Genomic DNA, 20,883 nt, shown 5'->3' with positions numbered 1-20,883 from the left:
GAAAATAGTTAGTATTACTCAAAAGACTTAGGTATATTCCTAAGTCTTTTGGGGATTAGATAATAGGGAGAGAGAAAGATGAAAAAGAAGCTAATAGCAGCGGTGCTGGGTATTATGTTGGTTGTGAATAGTAGTGGTTTAGCGTTTGCGTCTATGCCAAGCAGTAGCGATCTTAAAGATGTATCACCAGATAAAGTTTGGACGATTACATTTAGTGATTCTGTTAACAAGAACTCTGCAGAATCACATATAAAAGTATTAGATGAAAATGGCAAAGAGGTCGAGGTTGAACTTAAGTTTTCTAGCAATGACAAAGTGATTAAAGTTGAGCCTAAAAATAGTTATGATTTTGGAAAGAGCTATTCTTTAAAAGTTGAGTCAGATTTGATAAACGATGAAGCTGAAAAACTTGGAAGTGAAAAGAAAATAACATTTGAAGTTGCAGAAGAAATAGCTGAGGGCGATTTACAAAGAGTTTTAAAAATAGAAGACATAGATTTATCTGGTAGTAACAAGGGTGTTGATTTTGAAAATCAATTTGGAGCCGAAATAGAAGCTGAAATAGATGATGATGAAAGCTATTATGATGATTTAAAAGATGGAAAATATGAAAAGAAAGATATCGTGTTAGCAAGTCTTAAAAGAGACAAGCATGGTGATTATGAATTAGTTGACATGAAAATGTTATTTGAAGAAGATGATATTGAGGACAATTCGGTTTATAAATTACTAGAATTAAATAAAAGCGATGTTGCTATAGGTTTTGGACGTGATATTGATGATTCTAAACGAAAGTATTATGATGATGGTGATTTAGATGAAGACTATGCTCAAAGATTGGGACTAAGCGACATATTTGCAGTGTATGGAAATGTAGACGAAGGTGATTTTGTAAGAGCATATGCTAATAGTGACGATAAACTAGAGGCACTAGTTTATGTTACTGATGATGAAGATGATGTTAAGAAGGACGAATATGCTGATGCAGCGCTAGTAAGTGATGGCAAAAAAGGTCAGATAGAGCTTATTGGTAGATTGACTAGCATAGATGATGATGATGATGAATATGAGTTAGAATTGACGAGTCAAGAGTATGATGATGACGATGAGACAAGTTATATTGTAAAAGTTGATAAAGATGCGGATGGATATAAGGATATTGAAGATGATATTGACGATGATGATATAGTCAAGGTAATAGCTGAAAAAGGAAATAAGAAATACAATGCAGAATCTATAGAATTGTTGATCAAAGATAGAGATTTTGATGAAAATCCAGTTTATTATGTAATTGATAATGATGATGATGAAATAGAATTAGGATTTGGCGAGGATCTAGATACTGAGACTGATGACTATGATGATGACAATATCGTGAAATTGACAAAATCTAGAAATATTGCTGAAATAAAATTTAGTGCAGATGATATAGAAGAAGGAAACTTTGTTCAAGTTCATGTTACTGATAATGATAAAGTCGATGCTCTTTCATTAGCGTTCTTAAACTATAGAGATAAGAATTTAGATGAAGACTATTATGCTGAAAAGGCACCATCTGCTTCTATGTCTGATATTGAAGATGGCAGTATAGTTTTGATTGATGATATAAGAGATAGTGGAAGTAAAACTTATGTAGATGTAATAGGTAGTTCTGGCAAAGAGTATAAAATTGAAGTTACTGACGATGCTGAAGATATGATTGAAGATAAAAAAGTTCATGAAGGTGACTTTGTAGAGATTGATTATGATGACGATGATGAAGAAATAACAGATTTTGATGTGAGAATTGATAGAAATGAAGATGTTTATAAAGTTATAGATATAGACTCTGATGAGGTGGAGCTTGGATATGATGATGATCCAGATACTGATACAGATGATTTTAGTTCTAAGCACAAAGTTACACTTGATAAAGACAAAGATTACATTGAATTTGGAAAGATTAGAGAAGGCGATTTCGTGAAAGTGGAATTAGATGATGATGAAATTGAGCTTCTTGCTGAAGTTGACGAGCCTAAGAAACTTGCAAGTAGTAAACCAGGGAAATCTTCTGATGATGAGATGATAGTTATAGTTAAGGATATCAGAAAGAAAGATGGAGATTATGTAATTAAAGTTGAAGATGAAGATGAAGAACGATATGAACTTACGGCTATAGATGATGCAGAAGATGACTTAGAAAAAGATAGATTAGAAGAAGATTCTGTTATAAACATGACTTGGGACGAAGATGAAGATGAGATATCGGATTTTGATGTTCTGATTGATGAAGATGATGAAGATGATGTTTATAAAGTTATAGATGTAAACAGAGATAGCTTAGAGTTAGGATTTGATGATAGTCCTAGAACTGATACAGATGATTTCAGCAAAAGTGATAAAGATGAAGTAGATATGGATAGAAGTGCTGAAATATTTGGAGATTTAGATGAGGGCGAATTTGTTAGACTTTATTTAGATGATGATGAAATAAAGGCGGTTAAAGTTGTAAGTAGACCAGATGAATTGGCAGATGAATCACCTGTTGATTAAAAAAACTAAAAAAAGAGCCGAAAGGCTCTTTTTTTCTTGTTGGAGACCTCAAAACATGATAGAATCAATAGTGTGACTAGTTTGTCTATTTAGAATATAGATAAATTGTATTGAATGATAAATATTTTATGCGAGGAGTTTTATAAATGTTTGATTTACTAGGCAACTTGTTTGATGATCATAAAAAAATATTAAAAAAAATGGACAAAACTGCGGAATTAATATTGGCATTAGAATCAAAATACGCAGAATTTACGGATAATGAACTAAGAGAAATGACAACTAAATTTAAGGAGCAGTTGAGTGGCGGAGCTACGCTTGATGATATAATGATTGATGCCTATGCTGTTGTAAGAGAGGCAGCTTGGAGAGTGCTTGGAATGAAGCATTTTAAGGTTCAAATCATAGGAGGAATAGCTCTTCACGGTGGAAATATTGCGGAGATGAAGACTGGAGAGGGAAAAACATTAGTTGGAACACTGCCAGCCTATTTGAATGCACTAGCTGGTGAAGGTGTTTATATTATAACGGTAAACGAGTATTTGGCGAGTCGAGATAGAGAAGAAATGGGACAAATATTTGAGTTTTTAGGACTTAAAGTAGGTATAGTTTTAAGACAAATGCAACCTTTGCAGAAAAAAGAAGCCTATGCAGCGGATATAACATATGGAACAAATAGCGAGATAGGTTTTGACTATTTGAGAGATAATATGGCTGTTGTAAAAAATAAAATAGTTCAACGAGGACTTAATTATGCAATCATAGATGAGGTTGACAGTGTACTTATAGATGAAGCAAGAACTCCTCTTATAATCTCAGGAACGGGGAATATACCATCGCAATATTATGTTACTGTTGATAGATTTGTTAAGAGTTTAAAATTAGAAGATGATTATGAAATAGATGATGATAAAAGAAAAGTAGATTTGACTGAATCAGGAATGGACAAGGCAGAGAAGATTTTTGGTCTTGAGGATTTTGCTTCAGAGAAAAATGTTGAATTACTTCATCATATCAGACAGAGTTTGATTTCGAATTATGTTTATAAAGCTGATAAAGAGTACGTAGTTCAAGATGGAGAAATAATAATAGTAGATCAGTTTACAGGTAGATTGATGCCAGGAAGAAGATTTAGCAACGGTTTACATCAAGCAATAGAGGCTAAAGAAAATGTAAAAGTTCAGAAAGAATCTAAAAACCTTGCTACTATTTCATATCAGAATTTATTTAAATTGTTTAATAAATTATCAGGAATGACAGGTACTGCTAGAACTGAAAAAGCAGAGTTTCAGTCAGTCTATGGTATGGGAGTAGTTAGTATACCTACAAACAAACCATTAGCTCGAGTGGACGAGGGAGATTGGATATATGCTACTCGTGATGAAAAATACGAGGCAGTAACGAAAGAGGTTAAGGAAGCACATGAAAAAGGACAACCAGTACTAGTTGGTACTATTTATATAGAGGATTCAGAAGCACTTAGCAAGAGGTTTAAAAAAGCAGGAATTAAACATCATTTATTAAATGCGAAGCAAAATAAAGAAGAGGCTGAGATAGTAGCTCTTGCTGGGCAAAAAGGAGCAGTTACTATAGCTACTAATATGGCGGGCCGTGGAACTGATATAAAACTTGGCGATGGAGTTTCAGAACTTGGCGGTCTTTATGTTGTTGGTACAGAGAAGCATGATGCTGTTCGTATAGATGATCAGCTTAGAGGTCGATCTGGAAGACAAGGTGATCCTGGTAAATCTAGATTTTTTGTATCATTGGAAGATAAGATATTTGATTATTTTGATGAAGAAAGACTAGATGATGTAAGGAAATTAGTAGATAAAGCAGGGTTAGAGCGAGGTGAAAGACTTGAGGCTAAAGCTTTCCAAAAAGCTATAGATTCTGCTCAATTGAATGTTGATATGATGTTTAAACGTATTCGTGAAAATACGATGAAATATGATGAGATACTAAGCAAACAAAGAGCGATAGTTTACGAAGAAAGAGATAAAATACTTGATAGCGAAGATATGAGTGAGTGGATTAAATCGGCGATTGGCAGAAGTATATCTGACGGACTAAGTCAAATTGTAGGAGAGGCAAGATTCCCAGAAGAATGGGATTTGAAATCTATGGAATCTTTTATTAAAGATGAACTTGGGTTAGACATTGACTACAGTCTTACTAGTCTTGAAAAAGACGAAGTTGAAGAGCTTGATTTTAAAGAGTTGGTTGAGTACTATGAAGGAGAAGCTCTTAGAATATACGGTGAAAGGGAGAATGCTATAACTCCATCTAAGATGCGATTTGTAGAGAGACTTATTCTTATGAGAACACTTGATAGACTCTGGATGGAGCATATTGATTTGGTTGATCAAATGAAGCAGGGTGTCGCGATGCAATATATAGGTGTTAGAAACCCTATTGACGAGTATAATAGGGAAGCTCACTATATGTTTGAAGAGACACTTCAGAGAGTTAAGTATGAGACTTTTAAAGAAATATTTAAGCTTAAATCTGCAGACGAACAAGAAGCGGAAAAGATAGAACATATCAAAAAGTCGCAAACTGAGGAAGAAAAACTAGAGAGAATAGAACAGCTAGAAGAAAAATTCAAGTTAGAGCAAAAGCATTTACCTAGGGTACCTGATGCATTACCTAGAATAGAATTTGATGTAGATATAAATGCTAATGAAGAGCTGGAAATTACTAGTAAGCTTTATTATCTTGGAGATGGATTGGAAGAAAGATTGTCTGAACATGATTCTAGCCAGATAATAGATGGTGAATTTAAATTAGGATTCGATTTAAATGAAGGTAGCACCTGGAAACTAGGTTGGTATCAAGCTAGGGTATATGTAATTGGGCAACTAGCTAAAAGCATAGATTTCTATGTGGAGGATACAGCAAAACTTGAGGAAATGAAAAAACAGATGAAGGCTGAAAAAGATAAAAATGCAGCTAATTCCAATATTCAATTTTTACCTAAAAATAAGGAACAAGTGAATTTTGATTTGAATTTAAAACCAGGTATTGAAAGTGTAAAGGTACATTTATTTGTAAACAAGAGATTGAAACAATCTTTTGAAGTACCAGTTAAGTCAGATGGAAAATGTCAAATTCAGATGAAGCGTCCAGAAAATGGCTGGACTAAAGGGGTAATTACACTTTTAATAGAAATTAGTGAAGAACAACGCATAAATATGCCGATAATGTTTGTAGATGTATATGACGGGAAGTCAAATGCTTTAAACTTAGGAATACAAGTTAAGATTGATGGTGAAGGTGACGCAATGCTTGTAGGTCAGATGATAGATATACAAAATCAGCAAGGAATTATGCAATTTCCTATAAAAGCTAGTCAGTTAGCGCAGGGTTCACTTACACTAAATAGCGAAACGGGATTTCCAAGTGGTATATATGAGATGCGTCTCATCTTAGATGAAAAAGTAATATATGCAAAACAATTTATGATACAGTAGGAGGAAGATTATGTCAGAGAATAATATAAATATACAATTGCCGAGAGAGTTAAACGATTATTTGTGGGTTAGATACATGCCAACTAGTACTGTTTTTACTTATGCTATGATTTCATTGGTAAATCAAAATGAGCTTAAAGGGCAGGCAGCAGTTGATTTTTTAGAATCTAATGTTGCACCAAAGAGAGAAGAGCACCCTGTAATGAAAGTTGAAAAAATGAAAGCTCTTGTTAAGATTGGCAAGAAGTATCCTCAGAATATCGAAGATGATTTGAAACTTTTAGAGGATTATCAATTAATAGAAGTAGACAGAAATGAGGGTGTTTATAAATACAAGATGCCTATACAAAAACCAGAAGACTTGTTTGAATACGATGAGGAAGAACGAGCTATGGTAAATACTCTAAGATTTGAACTTAAACATCATGAAAAGATGAACTTGCTTTTGACTCTTATTGTTAATAGTAATGGATTGGTTCAGGGACCTGTCAAGCATATATTAAATACGACTGGTATGAAAATAAATGATTTCAGAGAAATTGCAAATTTCTTAATTGAAGAAGGCAGTGTTGAACTAAAATCTAAAAAAGATATTTCGAAACTCAAAAAAGACGATAATGTAAAATTGAAGATAGTAGAAGAAGTGTTTAATACGAAGCGAGTTGTAGTTAACGAATAATCAATTTAGCTCTGACCTTAGAATAGTACATATTTAGGGTTAGAGCTTTTTAAATTTTGAGAAAGGAGTTAGATTAACATGAAAATCAAACTTGTTTGTATAGCTATCTTATTTGCTTTACTATTTCCAACAGGAGTTTTTGCTAATGAGGGTGAACTGATGATTGAAATGGAAATTGAAAAGAGTCAAAAATTTGTTGAAGAGATAGATTTAGATAGTGATGATAATTTTGAAGAAATAGAGATAGAAAAAACGTTTGGAAGTGCTGGTGTTTTAAGTGTTAAAGTTGAAGGATTCTATAAAGAATTCTACAAAGGGATATACGGAATTGATGAAAATGGTTTTTGGATAGCATATCCGTTATACAATGATGATTATTTTTCGAATGCATTTTATGACAGAGCTGAAAAGGTATATGTTTTAAAAAACGATGACAAAATAGAATTAAGTGAGCCTGTAGAGTACGAATTGCCTAAACTTATGACTAAGGGAGTAGAGGATACAAAATATTATGAGAACCCAGATAAGGCGATTATAGAAAATAAAATAGAAAAGGCTGCTAAAAATAGAGGAATTCCGTCAGTGATATTAAAATCAATAGCGTATGCAGAGAGTAACTGGCTTCAATTTAGAAATGGTAAGCCAGTGATAAGTTTTGATGGAGGATATGGAATAATGCAAGTTACGCCATCTCAATCTCAAATAGATTCTGGATATTATGATGTTGAGAGGTTAAAATATGATATAGATTATAACATAGAGAAAGGGGCAGATATTCTTCTTGGAAAATGGGGATACGCACTTGGATCAAGGCCTGTTATTCCTAGAATTGGCAAAAACGATCCTAATATATTAGAAAGTTGGTACTTTACGATATGGGCATACAATGGATGGAGTAGAGTAAATAATCCAAATGATGAGGCTTCTTGGACAAAGCCTTATGCTTATCAAGATAGAGTTATTTATTTTGCAGAAACTCGATTTGATACTGAAATTACAGAGATAGATAAACTTGAACTTCCTAAGTCTGGGTTACCAAGCGCTAGTAGAACGTTTGATTTACCAAATGAAATACATTATGGAGATTTGAATGACTATGAATGGGGACAAGTTCTCATTTGTAGAAACGGATTGAATTTAAGGGATAAGGATGATAACTGGAGGGTAATTGGCGGAGTGAGTGTAGGAACTCCTATGTATGTGTTAGAAGGACCTTATTTACAAAATGGATACAATAGATATAAAGTCTTGTTTTATGATTCTGAGTACAAGAAAGAGGGCTGGGTTGCAGTCAATTGGGGTGATGTTTTGATTGATAAAAATCCAAATTTAAGTTCTTATGAACGGATAGAGTTTCAAACAAAGGATGTAAATGAAGAAAAGGTTTGGGTAATAAAGTTCAATGAAGAGATTGATGTATCGAGTCTAGATGGAAATATAAATGTAGTTAGAGTTGATGATGAAAGTGAAAAAGTAAAAGATATTATAAGAGTTATCCCATCAATAAAGAAAGGTTCGAAAGAAATGGAATTGGAGCACGATGAGCTTTTTAGTGAAAGAGGAAGATATTACATTTTACTAAATTCAAAATTAAAGGATATAAAAGGGAGAAATTTATCTAAAGATTTTAAATACGAATTTGAAATTAAATAAAAAAACAGCTATGGACTGAGAGCGATAATGAACCGATCCTTAAAAGTTAGAACTAAGAATCTAACTTTTAGGGGTCACATCACAATGCCTTTAGTCTGTAGCTGTTTTTAAATACCAATATTAAATACTAATTATCGCCTTCATCATAAAAATCAATTTTGAGATTTTTTATATATTTAAGACCGTCATCATCATGTACTTCGTATATAGTATTTGTGTTAGAGACGATTGTATGATCTTTCTGTATAGTTTCTTCTGAAAGCATAAAGTAACGTCTGACTGGAGAATTGTTTGAATCATCCCAAGCTGGATCAAAGTGATACCAAATGTTGTTTACTTTGGCCTTTAACCATATGTGAGCTTCTTCTTTACCATAACCTTTTACGAGCTTAGTTTCATATCCTGCTTCGTCTAGAAGGAGTTGCAATGATTTTGCATAACCACTGCAGCAAGCACGTCCTTCTATGAGTGTGCCATAAGCATTTACTGAATTTTCGCTTTCAGGATAATAGTTTGCAGTTGATAAAACAAAATCATATAGAGAACTTATTAATTGTATATCGTCAGCATATAGTTCTTTTCGACTAAAAACGGCAGCTCCAGCGGTGTTTTGCAATTTATTACGCTGATATAGTTGGGTTTTATGAGATTCAGTGTAATACAACCTTATAAACTTCGCATATTCAGTTTCAGGATCAAAATAGATTTTATAATGATCATAATGGAAAATTTCGGGAGATGAGTCTAGAACCTCATCTACTAACAAACGCACATCTTTGTAATTAATTTTGAAATTTTTTAAATCGACTTCTTTTTCAGAATTTATTAAGCTATCTTTTATTACAGTTTTTATAGAAGTGGGTATGTTTTTTTTTGAAACCTCAACTTTAAATACTAGCTTTATAGGCATATCTAGAGCTTCGCCATCGACAGATTCTAAATTTCTATCTATATACAAAGTATACTCGCAAAAATTTTTATATGGTTTGCTAGGATATATGATTAAAACATTAGACTCATTGTTGTAATTTGTTATGCCTAAATCTAAATCTATATGTTGTCCATTTCGGTCTTCGATGTATATGTTATTTGAATTTACTGTTATTGGATTTATCTCGTTATTAAATTCAAATATCCATCCTTTTTGTAGAGAATCTACTACTTGATCAGGATAGGTTTTGAATTGATTGTTATTTACTGCAAAAACAGTAATCGGTAAAAGTAAAATAAGAGATAAAGTTAGAATAATACTAAAGCTTTTGAAACGCTTCATGGTTTCCCTCCTAGTTTCAAAGCCATCCGTGCTATAATAGATTTAAGACATCCTTGTCTTATATGTGAGTTCTTGATTCAGAGGAACTCGTGCTTTGGTATAGTTACTATTGTTATCGTAAATTTTATCAAAAAACTTACTCGAATTTGAATGTTTTTACAAATTGACATGAAAATGTAATATAGAATTTTCAGAACAATCAATAAAATATATTCTGGTTTTATTGTATAATAGGTATAGAAGAGTGTAAAGTTGTTTTGTGAATTTTAAATCAAAATTAAGATTAAAAATACTGGAGGAGTCAAGGTGCGTTTTTTAAATGAAGATCAGACCCATGTTTATGGGGAGTGTGAAACTTGCAAGAAAAAATATAAAATAAAGAGAAAAGATTTAGACATATCTTATGATGGATATAAAATGAAGCATGGTACAGTTTGTTCTTGTGGTGCGGTTTTAAAACGTATAAAGGGAGAGGTTGAAACGAAGCATTGCCCTGAATGTGCAATCAAATTGGCTCAAATAATAGAGATTTGCCCAAATTGTGGACATGATTTTGATAAAGCGGAAGTTGATTTGGAAAAGAGAAAAACAAGAATTTTTTTAATATCATTGTTTTCATTTTTTGGTCTTTTGATTTCACTATCTGGAATTATAATACATCAAACACAAAATACAAATCAAACAGAATCGCAGGTTGAGGTAGATGCGAAGGATGCGGAGGAAATGGATGAAGAGGAAAAAGGCGAAATGTATTTAGTCGATGGTGAGGGAAAATATTTGGGACAACTCATTTCTGACCAGACGGCACCAAATTCGATATTCAATACACTAGGAGATTATGGTATGGAGAGTAGTAATATGAGTATCTGGAATAAAAGTGGGGTTTATGGAGATAAAAGTTCTGATGTCAGTGCATTCAACGAGTCTGCAGAAAATCCACCACAAATTCTATATAAGGGAAGCTTTGTTGCTTATGTCAGCAAAAATAGAGATTTAGGGAAGCTCACAATTGATCCAGATAGTATAAAAAAATGGATAGAAGATCAGGGATATTAATCAAAAAATATTTTTTGTAATAGGAATGAAATATCTAAGTGCCCATTTGATGATATAATTAAGTATGGTATTTGAAAATGCTAAACCCAAGGTTTTAGGAGGTGAGTGGGTGAGGTGCTTTGATATTAGAAAAATAGTATTATTATTAGTGTTGATATTTGCTATTTGTGCAGAGAGCGCTTTGGCAACGAATATAGATTATAAGCACTGGGCTGAACCACTTATTGATAAAAAGTTCTATAGTGAGTATTTATATGATTATAGTGGGACGCTGTCGGTTGACTTATTAGATAGGCAAATGGAGAAGAGATTATATCAGAAGGCCATGAAATCGATGCTTTTAAACCTGAATAATGTAGATGTGAAAGAGGATAAGAGTAGAGATGGGGATGTTGAGATTGTTGGTATTTGGGAAAATAATTTGACGAGAAAACAATTAGCAGTTGATACAATAGAGTCTCTAGAGGAATATGATATTGAATTTGATAATGATGAACCTAAGAAATTTATAGATATAATTGATTTAAATGAAGAGGAACAAAGGGCTATAAATGTTCTAAGTGCAGAGCATATACTGCGAGGTTATAGTGAAACCGAATTTAAACCAGATGAAAGAGTTACTTACGCTCAGGGAATCATAGTTTTGCAGAGAATAGAAAGAATTGTTAAGGATAAAATTTCTGAAAAACAGAGAATAGAAGAACTTGAAAAAATAGAAAAAGAGCGTGCTGATCGCACAAAAGAAAATATTGAGGAACAAAATAATACAGAGGTAGAAAAAACAGATGAGGCTTTGGATGATATATTTTACACTATACATGAGGGAAAAGCTTTTTCAGAAGGAATTTTTTCTAAAGCGAATAAAAATAAAGAGACAGGAGCTATAGAACTTGAAATTACAATAGCTAAGTATTTTCCAAGTGATGATTATCATTTAGTGGTAGCAGATGTAATTAGAGAATCTAGTGGAAAATATAAGATTTTAATGAATATAGAAGAACCTAAATTGAAAGATTTAACTATAGAAGATAAAGTATTAGATGCTATTACAATAAAAATTGGTGGCAGTTATATAATGAGTGATGCAGAGAATGGTTCTACATTTAGTTTTTCTGTAGATTTTGAAAATAATGCCGATAATTAAAGCAGAAAGGGGATCGGACTTATGAATAAAGCGAAAAAATTGATAGCTATGTTGCTAGCAGGAACAATGGTTGTAAGTGCTGGAGCACCGGTTTTTGCAGCAAATGAGGATGCGCCACCAGAAATGATGGGCGAAATAAGAAACATTTTGAAACAGGCATATGTAGAGGAAATTCCAGAAGAAAAATTGGCGAAATCGACGATAGATGAGATTTTAGAAGGATATCAAGATCCCTATACAGTTTATCAAACCAGAGAACAATATGAAGATTTCATAGACGGAATTGAAAATGAGTTTTCTGGAATAGGGGTTTATATTGAAATGATAGAGCAGGGAATGATGATTACCAGCCCTATAGAGGGCTCACCTGCAAAAAAAGCTGGACTAAAAGAAGGCGATATAATAATAGGTGCAGGAGGCTATGATTTGAAAGGAGCTTCTTATGCAGAAGCAGCTGCTAAGACTATGGGAGAGCCTGGTACTAAAGTAATGCTTAAAATAAAGCGTGGAGAAGAGATTTTTGAGCTGGAAGTTACTAGAGCTAAAATTCAAGTGCCCGAAGTTACGCATGAGGTATTGGATAATCACATAGGTTATGTAGATATAAATACGTTTGGAAATGAGACTCCTAAGCATTTTGGAGATGCGGTTGAAGCATTAAAAAAAGAAAATGTGGATAGCTGGATTTTTGACTTGAGGAGTAATGGCGGAGGTTATTTATGGGCCGCGCGCGTATTAGCCGGTTATTTTGTTGATTCTAAAAAAGTTGTAGTGATAAAGGGGCGCGAAGGAGAAAGTGCTGAAACTGGTGTGAATTTAGGAGATATAGGTGATGGAAAAGTCATAGTACTTATAAATCCATATAGCGCTAGTGCTTCAGAAGTGCTTAGTGGAGCTCTTAAGGATTACCAAAAAGCGACATTTGTAGGGAATTTGTCATTTGGAAAAGGTAGTGTTCAAGTGATGTATCCTCTTTCAAACAACGATATGCTAAAGGTTACTATTGATCATTTTTATTCACCAAATAAAAATACTATAAATCATGTAGGAGTGGAACCTGATATAAACACTAGAGGATTTGATGCATTAGAGGTTGCAAAGATGCTTTTGTCTGGAGATTCTACTGATATGATGGACCCAAGATACAAGATAGGGCCACAGAATTTTTATATTGACGATAAACTGATGAGAAACGAAGAATCATTTGAGATGTATGCAAAATTATTTCAAGATGATGAATTTAACTATATTGATAAGACTAGAATAGAAACACTCAGAGATCGTTGGGTGAAAGCTAAGATATTAGGAAATATCGAAGATCAGACTAAGTGGAAAAATGAGATTGAAAAAATTAGAAAAGCCAAAGGACTAGAAGGTGAAGATCCATTCTTTGCAGAGATTAGTGCCAAGGCAGAGTCTGAAGAAATGGCTGAATAAATAAAATTGTTTTTGTAAATACCTTTGATCATTCTATTTATAGGGTGAAAGGAGGTGAGAGCAAATGGCAATTATAAATGAGGCGTTTGCTTCGAAATTAAAGATAGCTCTCGATTATGGAGTAGATGAAGATGGTAAAAGCATGACTAAGAATAAAACGTATAGTCATGTAAAATCAGAGTCAACTGATGAATCCATCTATAGCGTTGCTAATACGCTATGCAATTTACAGGAGCATGACATCAAAGAGGTTCATCGAATTGATGAAGTTACTTTGAAAGAAGCTTAATATTAAAAAAAGCATAAGACCTGTAAATTTGAATGTCATGTATTTCAATGAGAGGGGGCGATGATGTGGAAAAAACACAAAAATTAGAAATGGTTTTTAAGGATTCGGAGGGTTCGAATTCTAAGATTAGTGTGGATGATCCTAAACCAGATTTGACTGAGGAGACAGTTAAAAATGCTATGACAGAGATTATCGCATCGGATGTTTTTGAAACAAATAACGGAGATTTGAAACTTGTCGTAGGGGCATCTATTGTAACCACTACAGAAGATGAACTATTTTAGAAGTTAGATATAAAAAATGAGTTTTGGGTTGAGGTTTGGGGAATTGTTTTGTTCTTTGAGCCTCAGCCTTTTTTTGTTATAATTAAATAAAACGTGATTTTATAATTAAGTGAAGGGAGTTGGGGAAAATGATGCTTATCGGAGGCTCTTTCGTGGGTTCGGTAGTTGCTACACTAGGAATGATAGCGTTTAATATTATGAAAAGATCGTTAAAAGAGGAAATGGTTGATAAGCCAGTTGCAAAATCAGGAGGTGCTGCTATTATGTTTCCGGTAATAGTTGCTTGGTTATTTGAGCTTGGAGTAGGAATGGGATTGATCTTATTAATTTTAGCTACTGTATTTGGTATATTTAGTGATTTTAAAAAACTTAAAGTAGGCTGGCATATAATAGCAGTACTTGTAATGGGTTTAATGACTGGGTTTGGTGGATTTTCACTTGCATTTACTGATTTTTCAACAGTAAATGGATTATTAACGCTCATATTTTTTGGAGTGGTAGTATTGGGAGCGCATTTAGCAAATACTTTTGAGGGACAGCTTGCGGGATATGCAGCTATAAGCGGAGTAGGTATATATATGAGTCAAGGAATTACTGAAGATTTAGCTTTGGTATTAGCTGTGTCATCTCTTGGTTTTCTATTCTTTAATTTGTATCCTGCAAAAATTCAAATTGGAGCGAGCGGTTGTTATGGAATTGTTATGATATGGATGCTTCTATTGTCAAAAGAGATGCCACTTATAGAAGGTTCTCTTTCTGAATTTTATCCTATAATTTTGCTGAGTTTAGTATGGTTTGAGGGAATAATTGGATTGATCAGATTTAAATCAGAAGGCGTTTTGGAATTTTTTGATATGGAAGGAAGTATAAATAGTTATTTGAATACCAAATTTTATTTACCAGCTAGAACCAATGTATATATTTATTTGGGAATTGGTTTGATACTTATTGCTCTTAGTACTTTGTTCGTATTTGTTCCTTGGTTCGTAAGAGCTATAATAATGGCTATCGTTTTTGCATTATTTGTAGCTGGAGGATTAAGATTGTTTGAAGTTTATTGATAATTGCCTCTGTTCTTTCATTCGATTGTAACTTGTTTGTAACAAAAGACGAGTCAAATTTACTTAAACTATACATATCGGATGATGAATTGGCCGTATAGAATAGGAGGAAATAAATATGATGGAAGTAATTCAACAATTGAATCCTGTAGCACTTTTTATTGCAGGAACTATCGTAGCAATTTTAATTATTGCATTTATTAGTTTGTTTATAACTAAGGGAAAATATTCAGCGCTTCAAGCGGATTTGGATAAAAGGAGAAGTGGAACAGGGTTTGACGAAGGCTCGGTGGTAGACAATATCATCAAAGACTACAGAATAACAGCAGAAGACCAATATGGAGATGTAAATACTCAAGCTATTATTGAGAGACACTTGAGTAGATCTTTAAAGGGAGCCATGTTTGGCGAGAGATTTTGTAAAAAAGCGATATCACTTATGATAATATTGGGTTTATTAGGTACATTTTATGGACTTACATTATCTATTGGAGACATAGTTAAGGTTCTTGGTCAAAGTAATAACTTGGATATGTTTAACTCAATGGAAGGTATAATTGATGGTTTATTGCAGTCTATACAAGGTATGAGTGTTGCTTTTGTAACATCGCTTTTTGGTATTACATCGGCTATTATACTTACTATAGCCAATTTAACAACTTCACCAGCTTCAGTTCGTGAAGTGTTTATGGTAGATATGGAAGAGTATTTAGATAATACTATATCACTTGAGTTTATAAAAACTGAATCTAGAGAATACGTAGAGTACGTTAAGATAGCTACAAAGGGGATGCAAGAAGCATCGCAAGCGTTGCTTGCATCAGTTCATAAATTTGAAAGCTCTCTTGAGAGATTTACTGACAATACTAGAGATTTCTCAGAATTCAATCACCACCTTAGAAATAATATTGACCGCATGAGCATAAATTTTGCAGATATGAGCGATCAATTTAAGACTACAGCAGAGAAAATTACAGCGAAATCGATTGAAAAATACTAAGGGAGTGAGATGGCATGAAGAAACGCGTACGAAGATTAGGTGGCGAAGAAGCTGAAGAAAACTTCTGGCCGTCTTTTACAGATATGATTTCTACCATAGCGTTGATTTTGTTTTTCCTTATGATTTTAGCTTATGTTGGAAATTTGATTTTGAGTAACAATTGGAATGTCGCACAGAGTCAATTAGAAGATGCAAACGTTCAAATTACTAAAAAGGAAGAGCGCTTGAGATTATTAGAGGATGAAGTAGAAAAAACATCAGCAGAGTTGGAACAGGGCGAAATAGCGCTTAGAGCATCGAGAGATGAAATTGAAAGACAGAGAGATATAATTGCAGCAAGCAACAAGGAGCTTGGAAACTTAAGATCTAGCTTACAAGATATTGCTGTTTTGAGAGTTAATATAGTAGAGAAGGTTAAAGATTCAATAGAAAAAGAACTTGGCCGAAAAAATGACGATGGAGAGACTTTAGTTAATATTGCGGACAATGGAAATATTGTAATAAATGAAAGTTTATTCTTCGAGCCAGGAAGTTCTTCGATGAAGTCAGAAGGTAAGTCTTTGATAGGTGAATTAGCAGATGCATTTGAAAAAGTACTAGATGATGAAAGTATAAGAGAAAATATAGATGCTATAAATGTTCAAGGTCATACAGATACTGTCAAGGGTTCAATAGACAATAGAGATTTAGGAGCGAGTCGTTCATCGAATGTTGTGAAGTTTATGATGGATAAGAATCCTACATTAGAAAGCAAATATGCTAGTTATTTTATGTCTAGTTCTTTCTCAGAATTTAGGCCTATAGATGACAATGGTGATACAAAGAGTCGTGCAAAAAATAGACGTATAGAGATATCAATAGTACTAAAAGATGCACATGTACAAAAACTAATAGACAGTTACTTGGAAGATTCACTTTCAATATTTGAAGATTAGATTTATATAGTAAATACTAAGAGATGCTTTTGCATCTCTTTTTTTAGTTGTTTCTGAGCTTGGCTTTTGGGTAAAAATTAAGAGATAAGTGTAAGTTTGGTTAATTAGGGAGCGAAGGGACTGAGATCTATGAGTGATGAAAAATATTTATTTCAAGAGGATGAGCTCATTTTTGCTGAGGATGAAGGCGAGGAAGTATTGGATAAATATTGGAAGATAATGGTCATTGACGATGAAAAAGATATACATCAAGTTACTCAGATGGTGCTAAAAGATGTTTCGTTCGATGGTAAGGGGATTGATTTTATAAATGCTTATTCTGCTCAAAGTGCAAAAGAGATATTGAGTAAAAATGATGATATAGCAGTTATTCTACTAGATGTAGTTATGGAGAAAGATACTTCGGGATTGGATTTAGTTAAGTATATAAGAGATGATTTGAAAAATCCGTTTGTAAGGATAATACTTAGGACTGGTTATCCAGGAGAGGCACCAGAGCGAGATGTAATACTTAATTATGATATTAATGATTATAAGGAGAAAACAGAGCTTACAAGCCAAAAGTTATTTACAAGTGTCATTTCGGCACTTAGAGCATATAAGGACATAGTAGCTATAAATAGAAATAACGAAGGTCTTGAAAAAATAATAGAGTCATCAGGAGATATATTTGAACTTAGATCGATAAGACATCTATCAGAGGGGCTTTTAAAAAGTATGCTGGATTTGATAGTAGATGTTGGTTCTAAAAAAGGTGTTTCGGGTTTGTCGTTAATAGTTGATGAAAAAGTTAGAAAAGTTAATATTACTGCTGGGTACGGTAGATTTTGTGATAAGTGTTATGACAATATAGATGATATAGGTGAAGAAGTAGTAAAACTTAGACTTGAAAAGAGCATGAATCAAAGAAAAACTCAATATGGTGATGATTATTACGTGGGTTATTTCAAAAGCCATGTTGAAAAAGAGAGTTTGATTTATCTTGATGGTTTTGGAAAGTTGGAGACTTGGCAAAAACATCTTTTGGGAGTGTTTGATAAAAACGTCGGAATTGCATTTGACAATATATTTTTGAATAGAGAGATAGAAAAAACTCAGTCGGAGCTTATATTTACACTTGGAGAAGTAGTTGAGGTTAGAAGCGAAGAAACAGGAAATCATGTAAGAAGAGTTGCAGAGTATGCCAAACTTTTGGCTCTGAAAGTTGGTTTTTCAGAAGAAGAAGCTGAAAGACTTAGGGTAGCATCTCCTATGCACGATTTAGGGAAAGTCGGAATACCAGATGCTATACTACACAAACCAAGTAAACTGACAGAAGAAGAGTTTGAAATAATGAAAAGGCACACTACTATAGGATATGAGATGCTTAAGAACTCAAAACGAAAACTGTTAAAACTTGCTGCTATTGTTGCGCTAGAGCATCATGAACATTTTGATGGTAGGGGATATCCTATGGGGCTAAAAGGCGAGGATATACATATATCTGGTAGGATAATGGCTATTTGCGATGTGTTTGATGCATTGACATCGGATAGAGTATATAGGAAAGCTTGGGATACAGAAAGAGTTCTCGATTATATTAGAGAGAGGGTGGGAACTCAATTTGACCCTAAAATTGCAGCGATTTTCTTTGAAGAGATAGATGAGATACTAAAGATTAAAGAAATGTATTCGGATTAGGTGTGAACAAACGCACAAATTTTTGCAAAAAGTGAAAAAGCGTGACCTAGTCCATTGTGTTTTTGTTTGTATTGGTATAGACTTCTAGTATAGAGTGTAGTTTGTTTAAGATTTTAGATATAGAGGAGGAAGTTTTAATGAAATTATTTATTGATACGGCCAATGTCGATCATATTAGAGAGGCAAATGACTGGGGGGTTATTTGTGGAGTTACAACTAATCCATCTTTGATAGCTAAAGAAGGAAGAGATTTTAAAGAGGTAGTAAAAGAGATAACATCTATCGTTGATGGTCCTATAAGTGCAGAGGTAATTAGCTTAGAGGCAGAGGGAATGATTAAAGAAGCTTTGGAACTTGCTAAAATTCATGAAAACATAGTTATAAAGATTCCTATGATTCCAGAAGGAATGAAAGCGGTTAAAGAACTTTCTGCAAAGGGCATTAAAACTAATGTTACATTGATATTCTCTGCTAGTCAGGCTCTTTTAGCAGCTCGTGCTGGTGCTACCTATGTAAGTCCGTTTCTTGGTAGAATGGATGATATAAGCAATCCAGGAATCAACATTATTGACGATATAGTTGCTATATTTGACATTCATGGTATCGAAACAGAGATTATTGCAGCAAGTATAAGAGGTCCTCAAGATGTTGTTGAATCAGCTAAGGCTGGATCTGATATTGCGACTATTCCATATGCTGTATTTGAGAAGATGTTTAAGCATCCACTTACAGACATTGGTATAGAAAAATTCTTAAAAGATTGGGAAAGTGTTCCTAAATAAATCATATAAATGAAAATGTGGGTATCGGGTTTGTTCCTGATACCCTTTCTATTTTTGCAGAAGAATAAACCAATGAAAATATAAAGGGTATAAATAAAAAGTGAAATAGTGTAAACGCGAATCGGATTTTTCTATTGCATAAGAACTTGAACAGATGACCGAAAACATGATACTATGTAGTGTAAGATTAATAAAAGCGGTGGTGACTGGATGAATAGTGAAAAATTAAAGGGAAAGAAACTAGAAGATTTGAAAGTAATTGCTAAAGAAATGGGAATATCTAAAGTTTCTTCCTACAAAAAAGCAGAGCTCATAGAAGCTATATTGAATTTTGCAGAAGATCAAAAAAAAGAAGAAAAACGTGCATTTGAAAAAGAGGTCAAGCGCTTACCAGATAAGATTGGTGAAGAACTTCAGGGAACTGGAAAAGTGAATAAGGCAGAGGGAATATTAGATTTGCATGCGGAAGGGTATGGATTTTTAAGATGTAATAATTACCTGTCAAGTGATGCTGACATCTATGTTTCGTCGACTCAAATTAAGAAATTTAATTTGAAAAAAGGTGATAAGGTTTTTGGAATTATAAGACCACCTAAACAGAGCGAAAGATTCGATGCTTTGCTTTATGTAGAAAAAATTAATGGAGAGCATCCATCAAGAGCTACTAGACGACCGAATTTTGAAGATTTAATTCCTATTTATCCAGATGATAGATTTCATTTAGAAACAGAGAGACATGATTTGGCCAATAGAATTATAGACTTAATGGCTCCTATAGGGCGAGGACAGAGAGGTATGATAGTAGCGCCACCAAAAGCTGGTAAGACTATACTTTTAAAGAGAATAGCGAGTAGTATAGAAAAGAATTATCCAGAGGTTGAGGTCATAGTTTTGTTAATAGATGAAAGACCCGAGGAAGTTACTGATATGCAGAGAAGTGTTAAAGGCGATGTTGTAGCATCTACATTTGATGAGGAACCAAGACATCACGCAAAGGTTGCTGAGATGGTACTAGAGAGAGCAAAAAGGCTTGTAGAGCACGGCAAGGATGTAGTTATATTGCTAGATAGTATTACTAGATTAGCTAGAGCTTACAATTTAGTAGTATCACCAAGTGGTCGTACGCTTTCAGGTGGATTAGACCCAGGATCGCTTCACAAACCAAAACGCTTTTTTGGTGCAGCTAGAAATGTCGAAGGTGGTGGTAGTTTGACAATCTTAGGAACGGCTTTAGTTGAAACTGGAAGCAGAATGGATGATGTTATATTTGAAGAGTTTAAGGGAACTGGGAATATGGAAGTTAAATTATCTAGAAAACTTTCTGAAAGAAGGATATTCCCAGCAATTGAGATATTATCTTCTGGTACTAGAAAAGAGGATTTATTACTTTCGAACGATGAGCTTGAAGCAGTGCTAAAGATAAGACGCAGTTATGGTTCAATGGACACGGTAGAAGCTTCAGAAGCGCTACTTGAAAGGTTCAAGAAAACTAGTGACAATGCGGAGTTTGTAGGTTTAATATTAGGTAAAAAAACTAAGAAATAAAAGCTTGCATTCCATATGTAGGCGTGATATACTATAGGGGTCGAATATTGCGAAGGATTA

16 protein-coding genes are annotated in these 20,883 nt (G+C 33.6%); 15 read left to right on the top strand and 1 reads right to left on the bottom strand.

Annotated elements, in window-relative coordinates; genetic code table 11:
• Positions 1-78: 78 nt before the first annotated feature.
• From N4A40_11290 to N4A40_11275, 4 genes are all read left to right on the top strand, one after another.
• The gene (locus N4A40_11290) at positions 79-2,532 is read left to right on the top strand and encodes an Ig-like domain-containing protein (protein MCT4662436.1); all 2,454 of its coding nucleotides are present in this window, start codon (positions 79-81) and stop codon (positions 2,530-2,532) included.
• Between the two features lie 146 nt (positions 2,533-2,678).
• Positions 2,679-6,005 carry a preprotein translocase subunit SecA gene (gene secA, locus N4A40_11285; protein MCT4662435.1) on the top strand — a complete coding sequence of 1,109 codons (3,327 nt, stop codon included), beginning with the start codon at positions 2,679-2,681 and terminating at the stop codon, positions 6,003-6,005.
• 10 nt (positions 6,006-6,015) lie between these two features.
• Complete coding sequence (locus N4A40_11280) at positions 6,016-6,684, top strand: DUF6042 family protein (GenBank protein ID MCT4662434.1); 669 nt, start codon at positions 6,016-6,018, stop codon at positions 6,682-6,684.
• Between the two features lie 78 nt (positions 6,685-6,762).
• Entirely contained in the window at positions 6,763-8,337 is a 1,575-nt protein-coding gene (locus N4A40_11275; GenBank protein MCT4662433.1) for a lytic transglycosylase domain-containing protein, read from the top strand.
• Positions 8,338-8,464: 127 nt separating this feature from the next.
• Here N4A40_11275 and N4A40_11270 read toward each other — a convergent pair whose 3' ends face one another.
• Positions 8,465-9,610 (bottom strand): hypothetical protein, encoded by a 1,146-nt coding sequence (locus N4A40_11270; protein MCT4662432.1) that lies wholly within the window; start codon positions 9,608-9,610, stop codon positions 8,465-8,467.
• Positions 9,611-9,916: 306 nt separating this feature from the next.
• Between N4A40_11270 and N4A40_11265 the strand changes: the two genes are divergently transcribed.
• From N4A40_11265 to rho, 11 genes are all read left to right on the top strand, one after another.
• Positions 9,917-10,666, top strand: coding sequence for a zinc ribbon domain-containing protein (locus tag N4A40_11265; protein MCT4662431.1), 750 nt, complete (start codon positions 9,917-9,919; stop codon positions 10,664-10,666).
• A gap of 109 nt (positions 10,667-10,775) precedes the next feature.
• On the top strand, positions 10,776-11,810 hold the full coding sequence (locus tag N4A40_11260; protein MCT4662430.1) for a hypothetical protein: 1,035 nt from the start codon (positions 10,776-10,778) through the stop codon (positions 11,808-11,810).
• 21 nt (positions 11,811-11,831) lie between these two features.
• Positions 11,832-13,247 (top strand): S41 family peptidase, encoded by a 1,416-nt coding sequence (locus N4A40_11255; protein ID MCT4662429.1) that lies wholly within the window; start codon positions 11,832-11,834, stop codon positions 13,245-13,247.
• Between the two features lie 64 nt (positions 13,248-13,311).
• Complete coding sequence (locus N4A40_11250; GenBank protein MCT4662428.1) at positions 13,312-13,536, top strand: DUF1659 domain-containing protein; 225 nt, start codon at positions 13,312-13,314, stop codon at positions 13,534-13,536.
• A gap of 65 nt (positions 13,537-13,601) precedes the next feature.
• Positions 13,602-13,820 (top strand): DUF2922 domain-containing protein, encoded by a 219-nt coding sequence (locus N4A40_11245; protein MCT4662427.1) that lies wholly within the window; start codon positions 13,602-13,604, stop codon positions 13,818-13,820.
• A gap of 128 nt (positions 13,821-13,948) precedes the next feature.
• On the top strand, positions 13,949-14,881 hold the full coding sequence (locus N4A40_11240; GenBank protein ID MCT4662426.1) for a hypothetical protein: 933 nt from the start codon (positions 13,949-13,951) through the stop codon (positions 14,879-14,881).
• 118 nt (positions 14,882-14,999) lie between these two features.
• Entirely contained in the window at positions 15,000-15,881 is an 882-nt protein-coding gene (locus N4A40_11235) for a MotA/TolQ/ExbB proton channel family protein (protein MCT4662425.1), read from the top strand.
• Positions 15,882-15,895: 14 nt separating this feature from the next.
• Complete coding sequence (locus tag N4A40_11230; protein ID MCT4662424.1) at positions 15,896-16,816, top strand: OmpA family protein; 921 nt, start codon at positions 15,896-15,898, stop codon at positions 16,814-16,816.
• A 129-nt stretch (positions 16,817-16,945) separates the two neighbouring features.
• The gene (locus tag N4A40_11225; protein ID MCT4662423.1) at positions 16,946-18,496 is read left to right on the top strand and encodes a DUF3369 domain-containing protein; all 1,551 of its coding nucleotides are present in this window, start codon (positions 16,946-16,948) and stop codon (positions 18,494-18,496) included.
• 137 nt (positions 18,497-18,633) lie between these two features.
• The gene (fsa, locus tag N4A40_11220) at positions 18,634-19,278 is read left to right on the top strand and encodes a fructose-6-phosphate aldolase (GenBank protein ID MCT4662422.1); all 645 of its coding nucleotides are present in this window, start codon (positions 18,634-18,636) and stop codon (positions 19,276-19,278) included.
• A gap of 210 nt (positions 19,279-19,488) precedes the next feature.
• Positions 19,489-20,823 carry a transcription termination factor Rho gene (gene rho / locus N4A40_11215; GenBank protein ID MCT4662421.1) on the top strand — a complete coding sequence of 445 codons (1,335 nt, stop codon included), beginning with the start codon at positions 19,489-19,491 and terminating at the stop codon, positions 20,821-20,823.
• The last annotated feature ends 60 nt before the right edge of the window (positions 20,824-20,883 follow it).

It is taken from the genome of Tissierellales bacterium, from assembly GCA_025210965.1.
Taxonomy (GTDB): domain Bacteria; phylum Bacillota; class Clostridia; order Tissierellales; family JAOAQY01; genus JAOAQY01.
The sequence above is the reverse complement of the archived record's forward strand: the minus strand, read 5'-3'. Positions and strand labels throughout refer to the sequence as shown.

Bases quoted from the DNA above. Each gene is read 5' to 3' on its own strand.
- fsa (MCT4662422.1), top strand. From the start codon at position 18,634: ATGAAATTATTTATTGATACGGCCAATGTCGATCATATTAGAGAGGCA.
- rho (MCT4662421.1), top strand. From the start codon at position 19,489: ATGAATAGTGAAAAATTAAAGGGAAAGAAACTAGAAGATTTGAAAGTA.
- N4A40_11250 (MCT4662428.1), top strand. From the start codon at position 13,312: ATGGCAATTATAAATGAGGCGTTTGCTTCGAAATTAAAGATAGCTCTC.
- N4A40_11255 (MCT4662429.1), top strand. From the start codon at position 11,832: ATGAATAAAGCGAAAAAATTGATAGCTATGTTGCTAGCAGGAACAATG.
- N4A40_11230 (MCT4662424.1), top strand. From the start codon at position 15,896: ATGAAGAAACGCGTACGAAGATTAGGTGGCGAAGAAGCTGAAGAAAAC.
- N4A40_11290 (MCT4662436.1), top strand. From the start codon at position 79: ATGAAAAAGAAGCTAATAGCAGCGGTGCTGGGTATTATGTTGGTTGTG.
- N4A40_11275 (MCT4662433.1), top strand. From the start codon at position 6,763: ATGAAAATCAAACTTGTTTGTATAGCTATCTTATTTGCTTTACTATTT.
- N4A40_11270 (MCT4662432.1), bottom strand. From the start codon at position 9,610: ATGAAGCGTTTCAAAAGCTTTAGTATTATTCTAACTTTATCTCTTATT.
- N4A40_11235 (MCT4662425.1), top strand. From the start codon at position 15,000: ATGATGGAAGTAATTCAACAATTGAATCCTGTAGCACTTTTTATTGCA.
- N4A40_11225 (MCT4662423.1), top strand. From the start codon at position 16,946: ATGAGTGATGAAAAATATTTATTTCAAGAGGATGAGCTCATTTTTGCT.
- N4A40_11240 (MCT4662426.1), top strand. From the start codon at position 13,949: ATGATGCTTATCGGAGGCTCTTTCGTGGGTTCGGTAGTTGCTACACTA.
- N4A40_11280 (MCT4662434.1), top strand. From the start codon at position 6,016: ATGTCAGAGAATAATATAAATATACAATTGCCGAGAGAGTTAAACGAT.
- secA (MCT4662435.1), top strand. From the start codon at position 2,679: ATGTTTGATTTACTAGGCAACTTGTTTGATGATCATAAAAAAATATTA.